Genomic DNA, 17,748 nt, shown 5'->3' on the forward strand with positions numbered 1-17,748 from the left:
TTGTCAGCTCAGTGCAATATTTCCCAGTGCCTGAATCTGTACATTGTTGTCAATCTCACTGAAGGACACCACGGTCACATTGGGGTAGAACTGGTCTAACAGTTTCTTATAGTAGACCCGGACCACCGGTGACGTGAGAACGATGGGTATATTAACCAAATCTTTAATCTTGTTTATCTCGGTTGTGGAAGCCGATACAATGCTCTGGATAGCCACAGGCTCCAGCGCCAGATAGGAGCCGCTGTCCACCTTCTTGACCGCTGACATAATGGTGTTCTCTATCCGCTCATCCAGACTCAGCACTTTCATCTGTCCCGCCTCTGAGAAACGGTGGGAGATGGTGCGCTTTAATGCCTGGCGGACGTATTCGGTCAGCAGGTCGCTGTCCTTCACCTGAGGCGCGTAGTCACACAGCACTTCCACGATTGTCTCCATATCGCGAATCGGAATGCCCTCACGAAGCAGGTTGCACAACACCTTCTGAATCTCTCCCACACTGATGATATTCGGTATGGCTTCGTCCACAATGGCTGCGTTGGTCTTCTTGAGACTCTCCAGCAGGTTGTTTACCTCCTGGCGGTTCAACAGCTCATGCAAGTGCTCTTTCGCCACCTCGGATAAATGGGTGATGACCACCGACGTGGGGTCAATCAGCGTGTAGCCTGCCAGCTCTGCCTGTATCTTCTTGTCCTCACTAATCCATTTCGCCGGAATATGGAATGCCGGGTCTATGGTATCGATACCTGCAATGTCATCTGCCGCGCCTTCCGGCGGTAACGCAAGATAGTGGTCCATAAGGATATCTCCTCTGGCCACTTCCTCGCCCTTCAGCAGAATGCTGTACTGGTTTGGGTTCAGCTGTCCGCTGTCCTTAATTCGGACGGACGGAAGCACAAATCCCATATCCAGCGCCATCTGCTTTCGGAACATGACAACCCGGTCGATAAAGTTACCGCCACTGGCTTCATCCGCCAGCGGAATCAGGCTGTATCCAAATTCCATCTCGATAGGTTCTACATTTAACAGGCCGTAGACATTTTCAATGTCTTTGTAGAACTCGGCCTCGCTTGTGACCTCCGCCTCCCGAAGAGTTGGCTCCGCCACCTCCAAAAGACTCTGCTGTTTCCGAAGCAGGTAATAACCGCCTCCCACCATACCGACTGCAATGACCACAATCTGAACTACGGGGAAACCCGGAATCAGAGCTAGACAGGCCACGGCGCCGCCGGCCATCATAAGCACTCTCGGCTGGGCCAGGAACTGTCTTGTCAAATCGTCGCTCAAGCTGTTCTCCGAAGCGGAGCGGGTCACAATCATACCGGTTGCCACGGATATGAGCAGCGCCGGTATCTGGGACACCAGGCCGTCACCGATGGTAGCCGTTGTATATATCTGCATGATTTCCATCACGCTGCCCTGGCCGTTCATCATACCGACGATGATGCCGCCCAGAAAGTTAATTAAGGTTATCACAATGGAGATAATGGCATCTCCCTTGACAAACTTGGTGGCACCATCCATGGAGCCGAAGAAGTCTGCCTCTCTCTGTATCTTGGAACGGCGTTCCTTTGCCTGCTGTTCATCAATCAGGCCGCTGTTTAAATCAGCGTCAATGGCCATCTGCTTGCCGGGCATGGCGTCCAGCGTAAATCTGGCCGCAACCTCCGCCACTCGCTCGGAGCCCTTGGTGATAACGATGAACTGCATCAGCACGATGATTAAGAAGATAACAAATCCAATCACCATGTTGCCACGGATAACAAACTGTCCGAAGGTCTCGATTACCTGGCCCGCATATCCGTTGTCAAACAGAATCTTTCTTGTTGACGATACGTTAAGGCCCAGTCTGAACAGGGTAGTGACCAGGAGCAGCGATGGAAATACGGAGAATTCCAGGGTCTCCTTCACATACATGGACATAATCAGGACCAACAGGGCCAAAGTGATATTCAGTATAAATAAAAAGTCAAGTATCGGCGTCGGCAGTGGTATCAGAATCAGAAATATAATTCCGATAACCCCAGCCGTTACAAGCATATTAAACCGTTTCAAATTTATTCACCATTCCCAATAATACTTCTAGTGTTTACGATTTCACTGATGCGAACGCCAAAGTTATCGTCTATCACAACCACTTCCCCGCGGGCAATCAGCTGGCCGTTTACAATGATATCAACCGGTGCATCGGCCTGCTTATCCAGCTCTACCACCATTCCGTTGCCGAAATTCAGCACATCCTTCAGACGGCGTTTCGTTCTGCCAATCTCCACGGAGACCTTCAGCGGAACGTCCATAATCAGTCCCAGATTCTCATGAATCGTCTGGCTGTGCCACAGTTCCACCTTCTTTTTCCCGGAAGGAGCGGCCGCCTGTTTCTGAACGGCTGGCTGGGTTTTCTTCGGAGGAACCGGCTTCTTTGCCGTCTGCTTCACCGTTTGTTTCACTGGTGGTTTTACCGGCTGTCTGGCTGGCTGAGTCTTTCTCACGCTCTTTTTCGGAGGTTCCAAATCCTCATATCCGCCTACATAATCGATATCTTCATCCAGATATTCCCCAACATCGGAATCATCCAAATCATCGTCCAGATATTCCTCTTCTTCGTCTACCTCTTCTTCCGGCTCTTCCTCTTCCAGTTCTTCTTCCTCCGGCTCTTCGTCCGCTTCCTGCTTGTAGGTTATCTCCTGGTTGATGCTGGCGATGGCGGTTGCGGAGATGCACTCCATAAACTCGGAATCCAGAACATCCTTAATTCTTATCCGGTAACGGATGACAAAGGTACTGGCTCCCGGTTCCTCACCAATCACCTCGCCGAAGGTATCCGGGCCTTCTGACAGAATCAGATTACATGCGGATGAACTCATATCATCTTCCAGATATGCCGCCATACTGGCAACGGAATCGCTGACCATCTGATTCATGACTTCTTCCACTGCGCTGAGGGCCGTATCATCAAACTCGAAGTCCGGCTCCGGCAGTTCCTCAATTCCCATCAGCTGGTTTAAGAACACCTGCATATCTCTCTGACGCAGGATGAATACCATGTTGCCCGCGACATCTTCATCCGACTTGGAGGTAAGATTGTTCTGTACCATAATTGCCGGTTCCAGGATATTGTAGTCCACGTTCCTGACCGTCTTCACCTGTATTTTGGCGTCTGTTATCTGAATCTCCGTCTTCAATAGAGAAGAAAGACTTTTTTCCGCTGCCTTTGCGTGCAGCTTCATCAATTCATCAAACATCTCCCTTTTTGCCTTGTTGCGTGCTTCCTGGCCTTCCTGCTCACGTGCCATGTCTTAAACTCCTTTTACTTCGCGTAATTTTTATTTCTTCCGAAAAGTCCTTTTTTCTCCTCTGCTTCCGTATCTGTTTCCTGTTTTACAAATGTGGCCGGCAGAAGTTTACTCAATTTCTCTTCTATAAATTTGGGATTTTCACCTTCCTGAATTGCCAGAACCCCTTCCATAACAAGCTGCTTGCACAAAAACTCTTCATCATGTCTTGCTTTCAACTTACTTGCAATTGGAAGGCAGATAACGTTGGCAATCAACGAGCCGTATAACGTAGTGATAAGGGCTGTCGCCATACCTTTTGCCAGAACATCCACATCTGACATGTTGCCCAGCATGAGAATCAGACCTACCAGCGTACCAATCATACCGAAAGCCGGGGAATAGGCTGCCGCTTTCTCATAGAAAGCACGGTCAAGCGCATGACGCTCATCCAGCTGTTCCAGCTCGGTCTCCATCACCTGTCTGACTTTCTCCGAATCCACGGAATCCACAACCAGAATCAGACCGTTGTACAGGAATGGTTCGTCAACCTCGGCCAGTTTGTCTTCCAGAGACAGAAGTCCCTTCATACGGGCTTCTACCGCCAGCTCCACAATCTGGTCTATGGACTGCCTGGGTTCATATTTGCGTGGACGAAAGATAATTTTTAAGTGCTTTCCAATTTTTTTAAACGATTTAGATGGGAACGACAGCATCATAACGCCAATCGTACCTCCAATCGTAATCGCCATACTGGGGTAATCCACAAATGCCCTGATGTTTGAGAAAGTCACCTGCATGGCCTCCTGGTCGAATACCATTCCGAATATGACCAGCGCCACCGCTAAAATTAAACCAAGAACCGACATGATGTCCATAACTATTACATCCTTTTCCTCTTCTTTTTGTGTTTGATACGTGTACTACTTCTTTGCCTGGTCTAACAGCTCTCCGAAGGTTCTCCTTCGGAAAGCCGCTACCTTATCTACTACTTCTTCTTTGGTCTCACTGACAATCAGATGTTTCCCGTTCGTCAAAAGGATGGTGGTATCGGGATTTTCCATTATCAGCTCAATCATATCGCAGTTTAAAACAAATTCTTCGCCGTTCAGTTTCTTCAGCATAATCATGATACCACCCTCCTGTCCGTATCAATTATCGTTTCAAGTTAACAAGCTCTTCCAGAATGGAGTCAGAAACGGTAATGATTCTGGAGTTGGCCTGGAAACCTCTCTGGGTTACAATCATGTCTGCGAACTCGTCGGAGATATCAACGTTGGACATCTCAAGAGCGGAGGTCTGAAGGGCACCGGAACCACCTTCACCGGCTTTTACCAGTTTTGCCGCACCAGAGTTAGCACCAGTCTTGAAATAGCTACTGCCCACTTCTTCCAGACCGCCTGGGTTCTCGAACATAGCCAAGTCGATACGTCCGATTTCGATATCTCCTTCGTCAGGATGTTTTGCCATAATAACACCATTGCTCAGAATAGAAATACTCAGTTTGGATAAATCCAGCGGACCGCCCTCAGAACCATTCTCAAGTTTGAAAGGTGTACCAAGTCCCAGGTTTCTAGAAGCATAAGCATTTGTAATTGTTCCTGCATTAGCCATTACTTTTGTTCTGGTCGGGTCTGCATCATAGTAAGATGTAATCGCCGTGTAACCTGGATGAGACATCTCAATATACTGTCCAGCTTCCTCACCATCCGGAATCGGAACTGTCGTCTCTTTCAACCATATTTTGTTGGCTGAAGTACTGTTCTCATTGATGGTACCCTCATAAGTTCTGGTTTTTCCAGTAATAGTATCTACAACCGTTGCCTTCATAGTCCAGAATGCAGGCTGGTCACCAGCTGCTGCTGTATGGCTAATTTCATAGCTCACATTACCATTAGCTGAGAATCTCGGCTCCGTACTCATTCCTGATGGTTTAAATCCACCAAAGATACCGCCTGCCATGTCATCAGGGTCATTGAATTTCATTTCACCCTGCTGAACTTTGAAATCATTGCTGACTAATTCTGAACCCTTCAAAGCAGTATTGAAAATCTGGTCAGCAGGTACAGCCTCTAATGTAAACTTACCAGCCGGGTGAGCAATACCACCATTGGCACGGGTAATCGCCGTATTCATCTTATCATTCAACTCAGATAAGTTGTTGAATATGGAATTCGGGTTGATACGCACGGTAATCGTAGTCTCTGTAAGGTCTGACGGTTGTACATAAACATCTGCTCCATCCGGAAGCCCATCATCTCGCTGGAATGTAATTGCCACGTTACCAAAAGTTGTAGCATTCTCTGATGTAAGTGTATATGTGATACCATTAAGAATCTGAGTTGCTTTTGCCGATGTTGTCTGCTTATTCGTAACATTTAATCGGATCTGCTCAGCACTGGCACTTTTACCTAGTGGGTCACCGCTGACACCAAGTACCGTATATCCATTAGTATCTGTAAGAGACCCCGTATTAGGGTCAATCTGCAGTTTACCTGCTCTTGTATAGAAAATATTTCCATCACCATCCATAACCTGGAAGAAGCCTTCACCTGCAATCGCGATATCTTTCGAGTTACCAGTTGACTGCAAAGAGGAACGCCCCATATTTAAATCGATACCCGCAACAGTTGTACCATAACCAACCTGGCTGGCGTTGGTACCGCCCTTTAAACTATTACCGCCAGTAGAGTTGGTCAGTGTCTGATAGAATACGTCCTGAAAACGTGCTTTACTTGATTTAAATCCGTATGTATTTACGTTGGCAATGTTGTTACCGATAACGTCTAATTTTGTCTGATGTGCCTGCATACCGGACACAGCTGAATATAATGATCTTAACATATAATTTGTTCTCCTTTTCTAACCGCCTTACCCTTCCGTCATTCGGGGTAAGATAAGCCTCCTAAAGGACCGGCTATATCATAACGGTTCCGTCAATATTTGTGAACACGGCTCCTTTTAAGCCATCTTCGTGTACCACTGTGATTACTTTGTTATTCTTTACATTTACTACAAATGCAGTTGAGTCAAGCAGAATGAGTGGCTCCTTCAATCCTTTTTCCTCCGCCAGTTTTACACCCTGGTTTAAGCGTTCCAGATTCTCTGAGGATACGTCCACACCTCGCTCTACCACACGTTCCACGGCATGTTTGGAAAATGAGACTTCGCTTTCTTCATTCAGCTTTTGCTCAAGCAGTTCTTTGAACGGGCTGCTGTCGGTCTCTTTCTGAGCCTTGCCTTTGCCCGCTTCCCATGGAGTTCCTGTATAAACCGGCGTTCTTAGCAGTTTATTATAAAGCATGGAATCCATTGTCCGCCCTCCTTTTCCTTACGTGTTACTTGTCGCCTCCGTCACCTTTATCATCTCCACCGCCATCTCCGTCATTGTTATCGCCCTCCGGGGGTGCTGATGCTGGGGTTTTGATTTCCATGATTTCGTCCATGTCAAACGCTTCTTTGTCAATATACAGGACAAACTCTCCGTCCAGAAGAGACACTCTGTCAATGACGCCTTCCTTCTTCACCAGGTCGCCTTTTACGTTAAACTTGGCTGCTACGGCTGTCTTGCCTACAAGGGAAGCTACATAGGTGCTCTTGGAGTTGTAATTCATCTCTTCCATCTGCTGCATGGAGGATATCTGAGCCAGCTGGGTGATATACTGGGTATCATCCATGGGGTTCATAAAATCCTGGTTCTTCAACTGCGCAACCATCAGCGAGAGGAAATCTTCCATGGTAACTTTGTCGTTGGAATCCGCAAATACGGCATCGATGACATCGCCTGTACCGTTGGTACCGTTAGCGCCGTTGGCACCATCCGTATTGCCATCATCATTGTCGCCATTGTTGCCTGCTCTTTGGCTGCTATCGGTGTTACTGGTGGCAAATGTTCTCAATATGTTGTTGTAATCTGTATTGATTGCCATGCTTCTCCTTTCTTCCTACACATAGGTATACAGTCTGGCCATTCTGCTCTGGGCCGTGATGTATTCTGCCTCTGTCAGGATTTCTTCGTCTTCCGTATATCCACCGCCGTAGTTTGGATTTCCCTGGTAGTGGCCGGTCTGCTGTCTCTGGTTCTCAGACATGTTCTGATTGTAGCTGGTAAAGCTCATGGATTCCTGACTGCTGTGATATACCTCGCCTACTTCTGCGTGAAGCGGCTCCAGCATTTCCTTCAGACTTGTCATCTGGCTGTTAATCAGTTTCTGGGTCTCCGAGTTGGAAGCGCCGATGTTGACGGTCACTTTGCCGTCCTGGCTCACCATCTTGACGATGACATCACCTAAACCTTCCGGTCTCAGATGAATGGTGAATTCCTTGAGCTGGTTTTTCATTCCCTGCTCTAAGCCGTCTTTTACCTGTGATACCACGGATGCCTCGTTCTGGGCAGCCGGCTGATTCATGGCCTGAATTCTGGCTCCACCGGTGATTCTGGCTTCCGCCACACGGTCCATCAGATTGATGCCTCTGGCTTCCGCATTCTTCTTTAACTCTTCCAGACTTGACTGCTCCTCACTCAAAGTCGATACCTGCGCTTTGACAGGCGCTGTGTGTTCCTCGGAAGATGCCTTTGTGGCTGTTGTCTGTGCCGTCTGGTTTTTCAGCATATCGGCAAATCCCGATTCCGTATCATCCGCTGTGGATGACTGCCCGGATGCTTTTGCCATGGCCGGTTCCTGAATGGCAGATTTCTCTGCTGTCTCCGGCTGAATGGTGTTAACCGTGGTCTGTCTGCTTCTGTCGGCCGATTCGGTCTTTCCTGTCTGTCCTGCCGCTGATACCGCGTCAGATACCACTGCCGCCTGGCTGGCCACCGTCTCCATGGAGGATTCGGATACTGCCTGCTGTGCGTTTTGCAATGCTTCTTTGGACTTGTCTGCCGTTCCCTGATTCTGCGTTTCAGACGCCGCCTGCTGGCTGTTGACCGGCTGATTCTCCTCAGCTGTCTTCAATGCCATATCCGCATGGGCTGCTTTTGGCGTTGTCTCATGGGTGGCTGGTTTCACTGCCGTGTTTTGGATATCCGGTGTCTCCACCTTGCTATCCTGGCTGACTGGCTGGGTATTCGGGTTCTGCTCAGGTGCTTTCACCTCCGCATCCTGCCCGTGTATCTGCGATTCTGCGGTATGGTTCAACTCTGTCTGCCCGGCCGCCGTCGTTGTCTGGGCTGAAGTCCTGTCAACGGTCTGTCCTTCCGGCATGTTCCTTATACCATCCTGATTCACACCGTTCTGGCTGTTTCGCTCAGTTACCTGATTCGCATCCTCCGTTTTTTCCGGCCGTGCCATTGCACCGGTCATAACTGATGAATTCTGCTCCGAAACCTGATTTGCCATTTCCGAAGCTGACTGGTTCGCCACGTCCGCTGTGACTATTGACTGGTTTGTCACATCTGACTGAAGCAAATCCGATACCGCATTCTGGCTCTGCGTCTCACCTGCCAGTTTCTGGCTGAGTGTCTCTGCCGTTTCGTGAATCGACGGTTTCGCCATAGACTCCTGTGCCGACAACTGTTCTGCTGTCAGTGCCGGTTCTGCCGTCTCCGGTTTGAATGTGTCTGCCGCCATGTTCCGGTTTGCCGCCATGTTCTGATGAATAGAATCTGCCGGATTCCGGTTTTCTGTCTGAACACCGTCTGCCGCCATCATATCCTGTCCGAAAGTCTGATTCCCCGGTTCTGTCACCGCTTCCTGGGCTGACATTCCCGCCGCTTCCTGGCCGTCTGGCTGTGTCACTGCCGCCTGACTATCTATCGGCTGGCCATCTAACACACCGTCTACATTTTCAACTGCCATACTGCCATCGCCAACGGCTTCCATCAGTACTTCAGGCGCTATCACCTGTACGACTACCGGTTCCGCCAATGCCATCATCGCCTGTAATCTGGCTTCATCCGGCTTTTTCTCCTCTTCCGGAGCTGTCTGTTCGGAAAGTGTTTCGTTTTTCGTGTTCTGGCTTTCACTCAGACTTTTTTTCTGGACTTCCGTTTTGCCGGCACTTGCCTTGGCTGATGCCGCTCCGGAATCCGTCACAGGAGTCTTCTTTGTTCCTGCTGGCTGGCTTTCTTTCCTGGCATTCCTGACATTCTGCTTACTGCCGGTGTACTGTTCCATCACCTGCTGAAAGTTCTGCCCGGACGCTTCCGTGGCCGTTTTCCCGCTGTCCTTCGGGGGTGCAGTCGACTGCGTCATCATGACGTCTGTCAATACTGCTGCGTTTACATTCATTGATTCACCACCTTTCTTTTTATAATATTTATTTAGGAACCGCCACGCCTTACAAATTCCCCGGACACGTGCTCAATAATGAGCTCCTGCTGTTCTTTTGCTTCCGCGCGCCGATATTCCTCCAATTGATTTTCTTTCAGCCTCTCCAGTTTTTTTACTTCCTGGGAAGCCGCCGTCACTACCTGACGCTGCTGTTCCAGACGAACATTCACCTGAACCAGTCTCGCCTCCAGCTCTTCCACCTGTATCCGCCCGCTCTCCAGAATGGAGAAGAAGGACTTTAACACAAAAATGGTGGTCCCCTCCGCCTCTTTTATCGCCATATCCGTGCGGACCTTGGAAAGATTCTTTTTTAGCTGGGCTATCTTGTCCTCCAGGCTGTTCCGCTCTGCGATAAAACGGCCCAGGATTCCTTTTTCCTTATCCAGAACCTGCACCTGGTATTCCAGCATCCGTTCCAGTGGAAATACAAATTTCTTCATATCAACCGCCCTATTCTACCAGCTTCATCATCTCTACTACCGTCTGCTCCAGTGAAAAACTTTCGTCTGTCTTCTGTTGGAGAAACTCGTAAACCTTGTCAATCCTCTCCAGCGCATAATCCAGTTCCTTGTTTGTCCCCCGCTTGTAAGCGCCGATGGAAACCAAATCCACATTGCTCTCGTAGACGGCCAGCAGCTTTCTGATCTTGGATGCCGCTTCTTTGTGTTCCTCCCCTGCAATCTCAGTCATGAGACGGCTGATGCTGGCGAGGACATCGATGGCCGGGTAACGGTTCTTCATTGCCACTTTTCTGGACAGCATGATGTGTCCATCTATAATACCGCGGACCGTATCGGATACCGGTTCGTTGGTGTCATCTCCTTCTACCAGAACCGTATAGATTCCGGTGATGGAGCCTTTTTCAAAATTACCGGAGCGCTCCAGCAGTTTGGGAAGCTCCGAATAAATGGACGGTGTGTATCCTCTTGCCACCGGGGGCTCTCCGATACTCAGTCCAATCTCTCTCTGGGCCATGGCGTATCTGGTCAGGGAGTCCATCATCAACAGGACATCCATTCCCTGGTCCCTGAAATACTCGGCAATGGCCGTCGCCGTCATGGTACATTTGGCCCGCTTCATGGGTGATTCATTGGAGGTGGCCACCACCAGCACGGAGCGCTTCAAGCCCTCCTCGCCCAAATCGCGGCGGATAAACTCCACAACCTCACGGCTTCTCTCCCCTACCAGGGCGATGACATTGACATCCGCCTTGACATTCTTGGCAATCATGCCCATCAGGGTACTCTTGCCCACGCCGCTTCCGGAGAAGATTCCCATTCTCTGGCCTTTTCCTATGGTCAGGAGACCGTCGATGGCTTTGACTCCCATCTGTATCACCGAATCGATGGGCGGTCTGTCCATGGGGTTTGATTTCCGGCCTGTGATGGGGTAGTAGCTGACTTCCCCCAGAGGGCCTTTGTTGTCCATGGGAACACCCATGGCGTCCACGGTTCTGCCTATCAGCTGGTTGGTAACCGGAATTCTCAACCGCTCGCCAGTGTTCTTCACCGCGCTTCCGTATCCGATCCCCTCTATCTCCTCGTAAGGCATTAACAGCACTTTGTTTGCCCGAAAGCCTACGACTTCCGCGTAAACAGCGGCTTCCCCGTCGGGAATATCTATGGTACACACATCCCCTATCTTGCAGGCGGGACCTGTGGATTCCACCGTGGTTCCTACTATCTTGTCGATCTTACCTAAATATGTATACAGATTTGCATTTTCAATAGTCTGTTCTACCTGTTCCAGCCTCATACGCGGTACCGCCTATTCCTTTCCGGCAAGCAGGGCTAGCTGCTCTCTCAGGTTTTCCAACTGCGTGTAGACAGAGACATCTATGATTCCCTCTTCTGTCTCAATCCTCGCATAGCCTGGCGGCTCGTCTTCCGGTTTCATCTTGATGGTGCCGGAGACCTTTTCCCGCAACGGTTCCAGTCTCTGCTCCAGATTATCCACCAGTTTTGAAGATTTATCGGTAATGTGGATGATAATGTCGTTCTTGTCACGCTCGGACAGAACCGCTTTCTCCACGATATCCGCAATGATTGTGTTGTCATCCTCGATGCGTCTGGTCAGGATCTTCTCCGCCACATCAAGGGTCAGTTTTATGATTTTGTCTTCCGTCTCCTGCTCATAGACAGCCAGCTGCTGTCCCATCTCTTCCACGGATTGTCTGAGAGTGGCAAGTTCCGCGGCTATCTCCCCGCAGGACTGCTCGATTCCCTTCCGGTATCCCTCTTCCTGAGCGTTCTTTTTGATTCGCTCCGCCTCCTCGTAGGCGGTGTTCACCAGTTTATCTCTCTTGGAATAGGCTTCCTCCAGGATTCCGGCGGCAAACTTCTCCGCCTGGCTCCTGGCCGTATCCAGTATCTTCTGTTTCTCTTCCGACAGAAGCTCCAGTTCACTCTTAATGGTCCGCTCTCCGTTTTGCTGTTCCTGGGATGGCTGAACCTCAATCTGTGGCTGGTAAACTCCCACTTTTGCTCCTCCGGCAACGGTCTGCCCGGTTTTCAACACCCTAGACAATTAGCTCATCCTTTCCGTCCTTGGCTATCACAATCTCGCCCTCTTCTTCCAGACGCCGGATAGATGCCACGATTCTCTGCTGTGCCTCTTCCACATCTCTCATGCGGATATTATGCAGGTATTCGATATCGCTCTGGATACTCTCCCGCATTCTCGTCGACATATTGGCAAAAATCGCACTGGACACTTCTTTGTTGGCAACTTTGAGCGCCACTGCCAAATCTCTGGAATCCACTTCCCGAAGGAATCTCTGTATGGACAGCGGGTCTAGATAAGCAATATCTTCGAATACGAACATCAACTTGCGCACATCCTCCGCAAGCTGTGGGTTCTTCATGTTCAACTCGTCGAAGATATCCCGCTCGGTTCCTCTGTCTACATGGTTCATGACGTCGGCGATGAAGTTCAGACCGCCAACCTCTGTCGTCTCCTCGGAGGAGGCGGAACCAATCTTCTTGCGAAGAACCTCTTCCACAATCTTGATGGCCACCGGCAATGCCCGGTCCATACTGGCAATTCTCTCTACGACGTCGACCCTTGTCTCCTGCGGCAGACTGGCAATCATCTTGGATGACTGCTCCGGTGTCGCATAAGATAAAATTCTGGCAAGTGTCTGGGGATGCTCGTTCTGAAGCAGTGACATCAGCGTCTTGGCATCCACCTTTCTGATAAAATCGAAGGACCTGGACTGGAGGCTTCTCGCCACCCGCTCCATGAGAATCTTGGCCTGCTGAGGTCCAAATGCCTTCTCCAGCACCTCGCTCGCATAATCCCGGCCACCTTCTGTGATAACCTTCTGTGTCACGCAGCAGTTGTAAAATTCCTGAGCAATCTCTCCCAGCTCGTCTGCCGTCAGCTTCGGAAGCCGTGTGAGTTCCAGAGAAATCCTCTCAATCTCGGATTCGCGAAGATATCGGTAGACTTCGGACGCCCGTTCCGTGCCTATGATAGATATGACAGCCGCAGCTTTTTCCGCTGGTCTTCTTTCCTGTACTGGCATACTACTCCTCCTCCTGCTCCTCCTCCTTCAGCCACAAGCGAAGCATGGCTGCGATAATCTGTGGATTCATCTTGGCGAAGCTGCGTATCTTCTCCACCGGACTTGATGAATCATCTATCTGGAATCCGTTATTTTCATTCTGGCTCTCCGCCATCGCTTCGGCTTCAGCCGGATTTTCTTCTTCAACTGCTTCAACCGCTCCTCCGAACAGTTCCTGGTCCTCTTCCCTGTTCTTCTTCGCGTTGTGACGCAGCAACAGGATAAACAGTGCCAGCAACAGGACGAACAGCGCTGCCGCTCCGGCGATAATCAGTCTCGGGTCCATCTCACCGATGGCCGGTCCCTGTACCGGTGTGGTATCCGTATTGACAACGTTGCTGCCGGTATCCGCTATCTGGAAGTTGGATACCACGATATCCTCCGGCGCAATGTTGGCCGCCTTGGAGGCCGCTTCAATCAGCTGCTGCCGCTTGGCCGCCGTCAGATTGTCATCGTTGACAGTGATGGCAACGGTGGCTTTCTGAAGCTTTACGTTATCCTTCTCAATCTGTCGTTTCATATATCCTACAAGATAATCCACATTCCGGGAGTAATCTCCCACGCCCTCCTCGGTGGTACCGAGGCCGGTGCCGTATGCCGGAATATCCGTATTGTTCTCTTCACCCGCAACGCCGCCTGCCTGGCCCGTCACGCCGGTGCCTGAGTAATTCTCCTCATAATGGTCAATGACACCTGAACCATCTTCCTGCGGCTCATACTGTAAATCTTCGGTAATCATCTTGTCATAATCGATGACCACAGTCGCAGATACACGTAATTTGCTTGGAGGATAAGCCAGTGTCAGCACATTGGTTATCTTGTTCACCAGCCGTTCTTCCACGCTGGCTTCAAAATCCAGTCTGCTAAGGCCATAATAGCTGTCGTTGGTCAAATCGCTGGACACCATCTCCTGCATAGTCTCCGCATTGACCACCGTCACATTCTCCGGCTGGAGTCTGGGGACACTGTTGGCCACCAGATTCTTGATAGCCGCCACCTTCTCGGCGGACAACTCGTAGGACGGAAGCATGGTCAGAGACACGGAGCCCGTGGAATCCGACGCCTGGTCGTCCCAGACATAGTTGCTTTCATCCGATACATTCAGAGTGACAATCGCATTTTTGATGCCGCTCATATCTTTTAAGGTCCGCTCCAATCTGTCCTGAAGATTCAGGAGCAGGTACTGCCTTTTTTCAAATTCAGTAGTTGTAAAGCTCATATTATCTGAAAAAATGTCAAAAGGAAGTGCCGATTTCGGATACCCCAATTCAGACATCTCAAGCATGATGTCACCGTATTGGCTCTCCGGAACCGTCACTTCTCCCTCTGAATTCCGCTTTGCAGCTACCCCGCGGCTGTTTAAAACCGTCAGAATCTCTATATTCTCTTCTCTTGTTATGCCGGGGAACAACGTCACATATCCGCCGTCTTTGTTCGCGTTAAGGAAGAAACTCGCTGCCAGCGCTATCACAGCGGCCGCTGCGACACCTGCTATGGCAAGTCTCTTCCCCTTTGTATCTACAAGACGATGGATGGCGGGATTTCCCTCGACAGCTGACTTTACTTTATCTTTAGCCCCCATGTCGCCACCACTACACTCTTCCTATTGTCATTTTTTAAATCTGCATACCCATAATCTGGTTGTATGCACTCACTGCCTTGCTGGCCAGCTGAGTCGTAAACTCTACTGCCGCGGCAGACTGCTCCGCCTGAATCAACGCGGTATGCAGATTGTCAATCTGACCGGAGGCCAATTGTTCGTCCATGATCTCAGTTGCTTTTATGGAATCGTCCGCTTCCCTGATTGCATCCTGTAATATATTCTGAAAGCTGTTTTTGCCCTTTACTTCCTGTGACGCTCCGGCGCGGCTTAATTCATCTAAAGACTGAATGCCTGTAACGCCCTCCATCCTTACCATCGGTGTAATCTGCATATACCCATCCCTTTCCTGTTCCTATACTCCCATCCAAACATAGATCTACGCCATTTTTTCACGTAAAAACATGTTTTTCAATTAATCCTAAACATACGCTTAGTCTAAGTATAACGATTCCGATGAATTACGTCAACTTTATTCTGGAAATTTTTTGGCATTTTTTGTAATTTTTCTTATTTTTTTATTACGGATTCCAAATTCCGTTGGAATTTAAGTAGTATCCTCCAATGTATGCGTTTCTGGTCAGGCTTCCGTTGTCCGTGTTCATGTAGTACCATTTTCCACCGTCGAGAAGCCAGCCTTTGTGCATGGCGCCGTTGGCATCGAAATAGTAGGTGACACCGTCCACATTGATCCAGCCGGTCTGCATCGCACCGCTGTTATCAAGGAAATACCAGTTTTTCCCGTCCTCCAGCCATCCAATCTGCATGGCGCCGTTGCTGTCCATGAAATAGTATTTTCCATCTTTTATCTGCCAGCCGGTCAGCATATAGCCGTTGTAATCAAAGAGGTACCACTGGCCGTTGATAGCCGCCCAGGCGTTGACAGGGTAGGTTCCATCCGCATTCCGGTACCACCAGCCCTCAGCATCCTTCGTCCACCCGATTTGAGCAGGTGTAATATTTTTGTTGGTCCGGTTATTGCCGGTCAGGTTGGATGCCTCATCGTCGTCAATGTCAATCTCCTCCGAGTATACCCAGTCACCGCTCTTGATGTAGTTCTGCTCCTCCGTGGTCTTGGGGATGGCCCGCACCCGGAACTGGTAGCGGCCTCCCTGTGTCATGGCCGGATAGAAATCATAGGTCGTAGCATTGACCTTGGGGACGCTGAATATCTCGGTTCCGTCTCTGTTCAGTTTTAATTCATAGGCGCCGGCGTAGGGCACTGCCTCCCAGGACGCCTTTCCAATGGGATATCCGACCCACTCGGCCACCTCCGGGGCATCCAGGGTTCCGGAAGCCGGTGTCAGCTTTACGGTCAGAATCAGGGTCTCAGAATCATTCTGAGTCTTGGAAGAGCTGTAAGTGGCTCCGGTGATGTCAAACTTTTTGGCGCCGGATACCTTGTTGAAATAGTAACCACTTCTGGCGTGTATCTCAATTTTGGCCGTGGGAACATCTCCCGGCTCCCAGTATTCTTTGTTTTTATTGTCAAATGATGATGCCCCAATGGTATAGTCATCGCTGTTGGATACGGCATACAGGGTAGCTGCATTGACGTCATAGTCGGACTTTACTTCCGAGTAGACCCGTATGGACACGGACGTAATGGGCGTTCTCGTCTCCGTCTTTTTGGTGGCCGCCATAGCTGTCATCATGTTGCCGGCGCACAGCCCGCATATCAGTGCCGCCGCCACGGTTCTCTTTAATCTGGTTAACATTGTATCTCCTCCTTCTCTCACGCTTACGGAATCCAGACTCCATCAGGATTGATATAGTATTTCTCCACTACGGTATCTTTCACCATTTTGCCGGATGCCGGGTCCATGTAATACCATTTCCCGTTTGATTTCAGCCAGCCGGTAGCCATATGGCCCTCTGAATTCAGATAGTACCAGTCGTCTCCCTGCTGGAGCCAGCCGCGGTCATACATGCCGTTGTCCGGGTCCAGGTAGTACCAGATGCGGTCGTACTGGAACCAGCCGGATACCATATCGCCGTTGCTGGTGAGATAGTACTGCTTGTCGTTCCGCTTCTGCCAGCCGGTCAGCATGTAGCCATTCATATCGAATAAATACCATTTGTTATTGATGTACTCCCAGCTATTGCGGGGGTAGGAGCCGTCGGCTTTCAAATACCACCAGCCGGAATTGTCCTGCTTCCAGCCAGGTTGCTCGGCCTGGGGGGAATTGCCGGAGGTATTCGGGGTTCCCGTTGAGCCCGGCGACGTGTCCGCCTTGTTGTTGGACTGGTGGGTCTGGGCGGCGTTGGCATCCCGCTGGGTGATTTCCTGGCTTGTGGATTCCTGCCAGTCGCTCTCTTTCAGATACTGGGCCTCCGAGGTGGTACGGGGAATCGCCCGCACCCGGTAATAGTAATCTCCTCGCTTGGTCATCTTGTCAAAGAAGTCATAGCTGGTGGTCGTTGTCTTCTCCACGTGGCAGACCGGGTCGTCGTTGCAGTAGAGCTTTAACTCGTAGGCCGAGGCGCCTTCCACCTTGCTCCATTTGGCTTTGCCGAGAGAGCCCTCGTTCCAGCCGGCTTCCTCCGGCATGTCCAGTGTGCCCTTGATTGGCTTGAGCTTTACGGTCATGGTCAGCGTATGGTTGGCGTTGCTACGGTCAGATGAGACGTAGGTGGCGCCGCGGACCGTGGCACTGCCGGAATTGATATTGTTAAAAAAATAACCTTCTGCTGCTTCCAGCACGATTTTCACCCGGGGCGCTTCCCCGGCTACCCAGCTGCTTTTATTGTTGACAAAATTGCAGGAGGTGACCTGATAGCGGGTGCTGTTGGCTACCGCCGTTACATCGCCCTGTCCGGCGTCCGCCTCCACATCAGAAGTGACTGACACGGATGCGGATTTTATTGCTTCCTCCGCGGCCAGAGCCGTGGTTCCTCCCGCCAGCGCCATAAGTATGGCTGATAATAAAATCCATCGAATCTTTCGTCTTCCTTGCAACATCTGTAACCTCCCTTTCGTATTCCATGATTTGTGTATTCTGCATGCTGTGTTTCGCACTATCCGTATTTCACATGTTT

16 protein-coding genes are annotated in these 17,748 nt (G+C 50.1%); all 16 read right to left on the minus strand.

The window, feature by feature from the left end:
- Window positions 1–3: 3 nt before the first annotated feature.
- Window positions 4–2,052, minus strand: a complete 2,049-nt coding sequence (gene flhA, locus HMPREF9473_RS23170) for a flagellar biosynthesis protein FlhA (protein ID WP_080568925.1) — start codon at window positions 2,050–2,052, stop codon at window positions 4–6.
- Between the two features lie 2 nt (window positions 2,053–2,054).
- On the minus strand, window positions 2,055–3,290 hold the full coding sequence (gene fliN, locus HMPREF9473_RS23175) for a flagellar motor switch protein FliN (RefSeq protein ID WP_006782662.1): 1,236 nt from the start codon (window positions 3,288–3,290) through the stop codon (window positions 2,055–2,057).
- Between the two features lie 14 nt (window positions 3,291–3,304).
- The gene (locus HMPREF9473_RS23180) at window positions 3,305–4,147 is read right to left on the minus strand and encodes a motility protein A (RefSeq protein WP_006782663.1); all 843 of its coding nucleotides are present in this window, start codon (window positions 4,145–4,147) and stop codon (window positions 3,305–3,307) included.
- A 45-nt stretch (window positions 4,148–4,192) separates the two neighbouring features.
- The gene (locus HMPREF9473_RS23185; RefSeq protein ID WP_006782664.1) at window positions 4,193–4,399 is read right to left on the minus strand and encodes a flagellar FlbD family protein; all 207 of its coding nucleotides are present in this window, start codon (window positions 4,397–4,399) and stop codon (window positions 4,193–4,195) included.
- 25 nt (window positions 4,400–4,424) lie between these two features.
- The gene (locus tag HMPREF9473_RS23190; RefSeq protein ID WP_006782665.1) at window positions 4,425–6,113 is read right to left on the minus strand and encodes a flagellar hook protein FlgE; all 1,689 of its coding nucleotides are present in this window, start codon (window positions 6,111–6,113) and stop codon (window positions 4,425–4,427) included.
- Window positions 6,114–6,186: 73 nt separating this feature from the next.
- Window positions 6,187–6,582 (minus strand): TIGR02530 family flagellar biosynthesis protein, encoded by a 396-nt coding sequence (locus tag HMPREF9473_RS23195; protein ID WP_006782666.1) that lies wholly within the window; start codon window positions 6,580–6,582, stop codon window positions 6,187–6,189.
- Between the two features lie 25 nt (window positions 6,583–6,607).
- On the minus strand, window positions 6,608–7,198 hold the full coding sequence (locus tag HMPREF9473_RS23200; RefSeq protein WP_006782667.1) for a flagellar hook assembly protein FlgD: 591 nt from the start codon (window positions 7,196–7,198) through the stop codon (window positions 6,608–6,610).
- 15 nt (window positions 7,199–7,213) lie between these two features.
- A complete protein-coding gene (locus HMPREF9473_RS26585) occupies window positions 7,214–9,502 on the minus strand; it encodes a flagellar hook-length control protein FliK (protein ID WP_006782668.1) in 2,289 nt (762 codons plus the stop codon).
- A 32-nt stretch (window positions 9,503–9,534) separates the two neighbouring features.
- Window positions 9,535–9,984: a flagellar export protein FliJ gene (gene fliJ / locus HMPREF9473_RS23210; RefSeq protein ID WP_006782669.1), complete on the minus strand. Its 450-nt coding sequence runs from the start codon at window positions 9,982–9,984 to the stop codon at window positions 9,535–9,537.
- A 10-nt stretch (window positions 9,985–9,994) separates the two neighbouring features.
- Window positions 9,995–11,299 carry a FliI/YscN family ATPase gene (locus HMPREF9473_RS23215; RefSeq protein WP_006782670.1) on the minus strand — a complete coding sequence of 435 codons (1,305 nt, stop codon included), beginning with the start codon at window positions 11,297–11,299 and terminating at the stop codon, window positions 9,995–9,997.
- A 12-nt stretch (window positions 11,300–11,311) separates the two neighbouring features.
- Entirely contained in the window at window positions 11,312–12,061 is a 750-nt protein-coding gene (locus HMPREF9473_RS23220) for a FliH/SctL family protein (RefSeq protein ID WP_050810106.1), read from the minus strand.
- Between the two features lies 1 nt (window position 12,062).
- On the minus strand, window positions 12,063–13,070 hold the full coding sequence (fliG, locus tag HMPREF9473_RS23225; RefSeq protein ID WP_006782672.1) for a flagellar motor switch protein FliG: 1,008 nt from the start codon (window positions 13,068–13,070) through the stop codon (window positions 12,063–12,065).
- A gap of 1 nt (window position 13,071) precedes the next feature.
- Entirely contained in the window at window positions 13,072–14,691 is a 1,620-nt protein-coding gene (gene fliF, locus HMPREF9473_RS23230) for a flagellar basal-body MS-ring/collar protein FliF (protein WP_006782673.1), read from the minus strand.
- Window positions 14,692–14,725: 34 nt separating this feature from the next.
- Window positions 14,726–15,043 (minus strand): flagellar hook-basal body complex protein FliE, encoded by a 318-nt coding sequence (locus HMPREF9473_RS23235; protein WP_006782674.1) that lies wholly within the window; start codon window positions 15,041–15,043, stop codon window positions 14,726–14,728.
- A 187-nt stretch (window positions 15,044–15,230) separates the two neighbouring features.
- On the minus strand, window positions 15,231–16,427 hold the full coding sequence (locus HMPREF9473_RS23240) for an N-acetylmuramoyl-L-alanine amidase family protein (RefSeq protein ID WP_006782675.1): 1,197 nt from the start codon (window positions 16,425–16,427) through the stop codon (window positions 15,231–15,233).
- Window positions 16,428–16,450: 23 nt separating this feature from the next.
- The gene (locus HMPREF9473_RS23245; RefSeq protein WP_006782676.1) at window positions 16,451–17,671 is read right to left on the minus strand and encodes an N-acetylmuramoyl-L-alanine amidase family protein; all 1,221 of its coding nucleotides are present in this window, start codon (window positions 17,669–17,671) and stop codon (window positions 16,451–16,453) included.
- Window positions 17,672–17,748 lie beyond the last annotated feature (77 nt).

The organism is Hungatella hathewayi WAL-18680, from assembly GCF_000235505.1.
In the GTDB taxonomy this organism is placed as follows: Bacteria; Bacillota; Clostridia; order Lachnospirales; family Lachnospiraceae; genus Hungatella_A; species Hungatella_A hathewayi_A.

Bases quoted from the DNA above. Each gene is read 5' to 3' on its own strand.
- HMPREF9473_RS23200 (WP_006782667.1), bottom strand. From the start codon at position 7,198: ATGGCAATCAATACAGATTACAACAACATATTGAGAACATTTGCCACC.
- HMPREF9473_RS23195 (WP_006782666.1), bottom strand. From the start codon at position 6,582: ATGGATTCCATGCTTTATAATAAACTGCTAAGAACGCCGGTTTATACA.
- fliJ (WP_006782669.1), bottom strand. From the start codon at position 9,984: ATGAAGAAATTTGTATTTCCACTGGAACGGATGCTGGAATACCAGGTG.
- HMPREF9473_RS23180 (WP_006782663.1), bottom strand. From the start codon at position 4,147: ATGGACATCATGTCGGTTCTTGGTTTAATTTTAGCGGTGGCGCTGGTC.
- HMPREF9473_RS23235 (WP_006782674.1), bottom strand. From the start codon at position 15,043: ATGCAGATTACACCGATGGTAAGGATGGAGGGCGTTACAGGCATTCAG.
- HMPREF9473_RS23215 (WP_006782670.1), bottom strand. From the start codon at position 11,299: ATGAGGCTGGAACAGGTAGAACAGACTATTGAAAATGCAAATCTGTAT.
- HMPREF9473_RS23240 (WP_006782675.1), bottom strand. From the start codon at position 16,427: ATGTTAACCAGATTAAAGAGAACCGTGGCGGCGGCACTGATATGCGGG.
- HMPREF9473_RS23190 (WP_006782665.1), bottom strand. From the start codon at position 6,113: ATGTTAAGATCATTATATTCAGCTGTGTCCGGTATGCAGGCACATCAG.
- HMPREF9473_RS23245 (WP_006782676.1), bottom strand. From the start codon at position 17,671: ATGTTGCAAGGAAGACGAAAGATTCGATGGATTTTATTATCAGCCATA.
- fliN (WP_006782662.1), bottom strand. From the start codon at position 3,290: ATGGCACGTGAGCAGGAAGGCCAGGAAGCACGCAACAAGGCAAAAAGG.
- fliF (WP_006782673.1), bottom strand. From the start codon at position 14,691: ATGGGGGCTAAAGATAAAGTAAAGTCAGCTGTCGAGGGAAATCCCGCC.
- fliG (WP_006782672.1), bottom strand. From the start codon at position 13,070: ATGCCAGTACAGGAAAGAAGACCAGCGGAAAAAGCTGCGGCTGTCATA.
- HMPREF9473_RS23185 (WP_006782664.1), bottom strand. From the start codon at position 4,399: ATGATTATGCTGAAGAAACTGAACGGCGAAGAATTTGTTTTAAACTGC.
- HMPREF9473_RS26585 (WP_006782668.1), bottom strand. From the start codon at position 9,502: ATGAATGTAAACGCAGCAGTATTGACAGACGTCATGATGACGCAGTCG.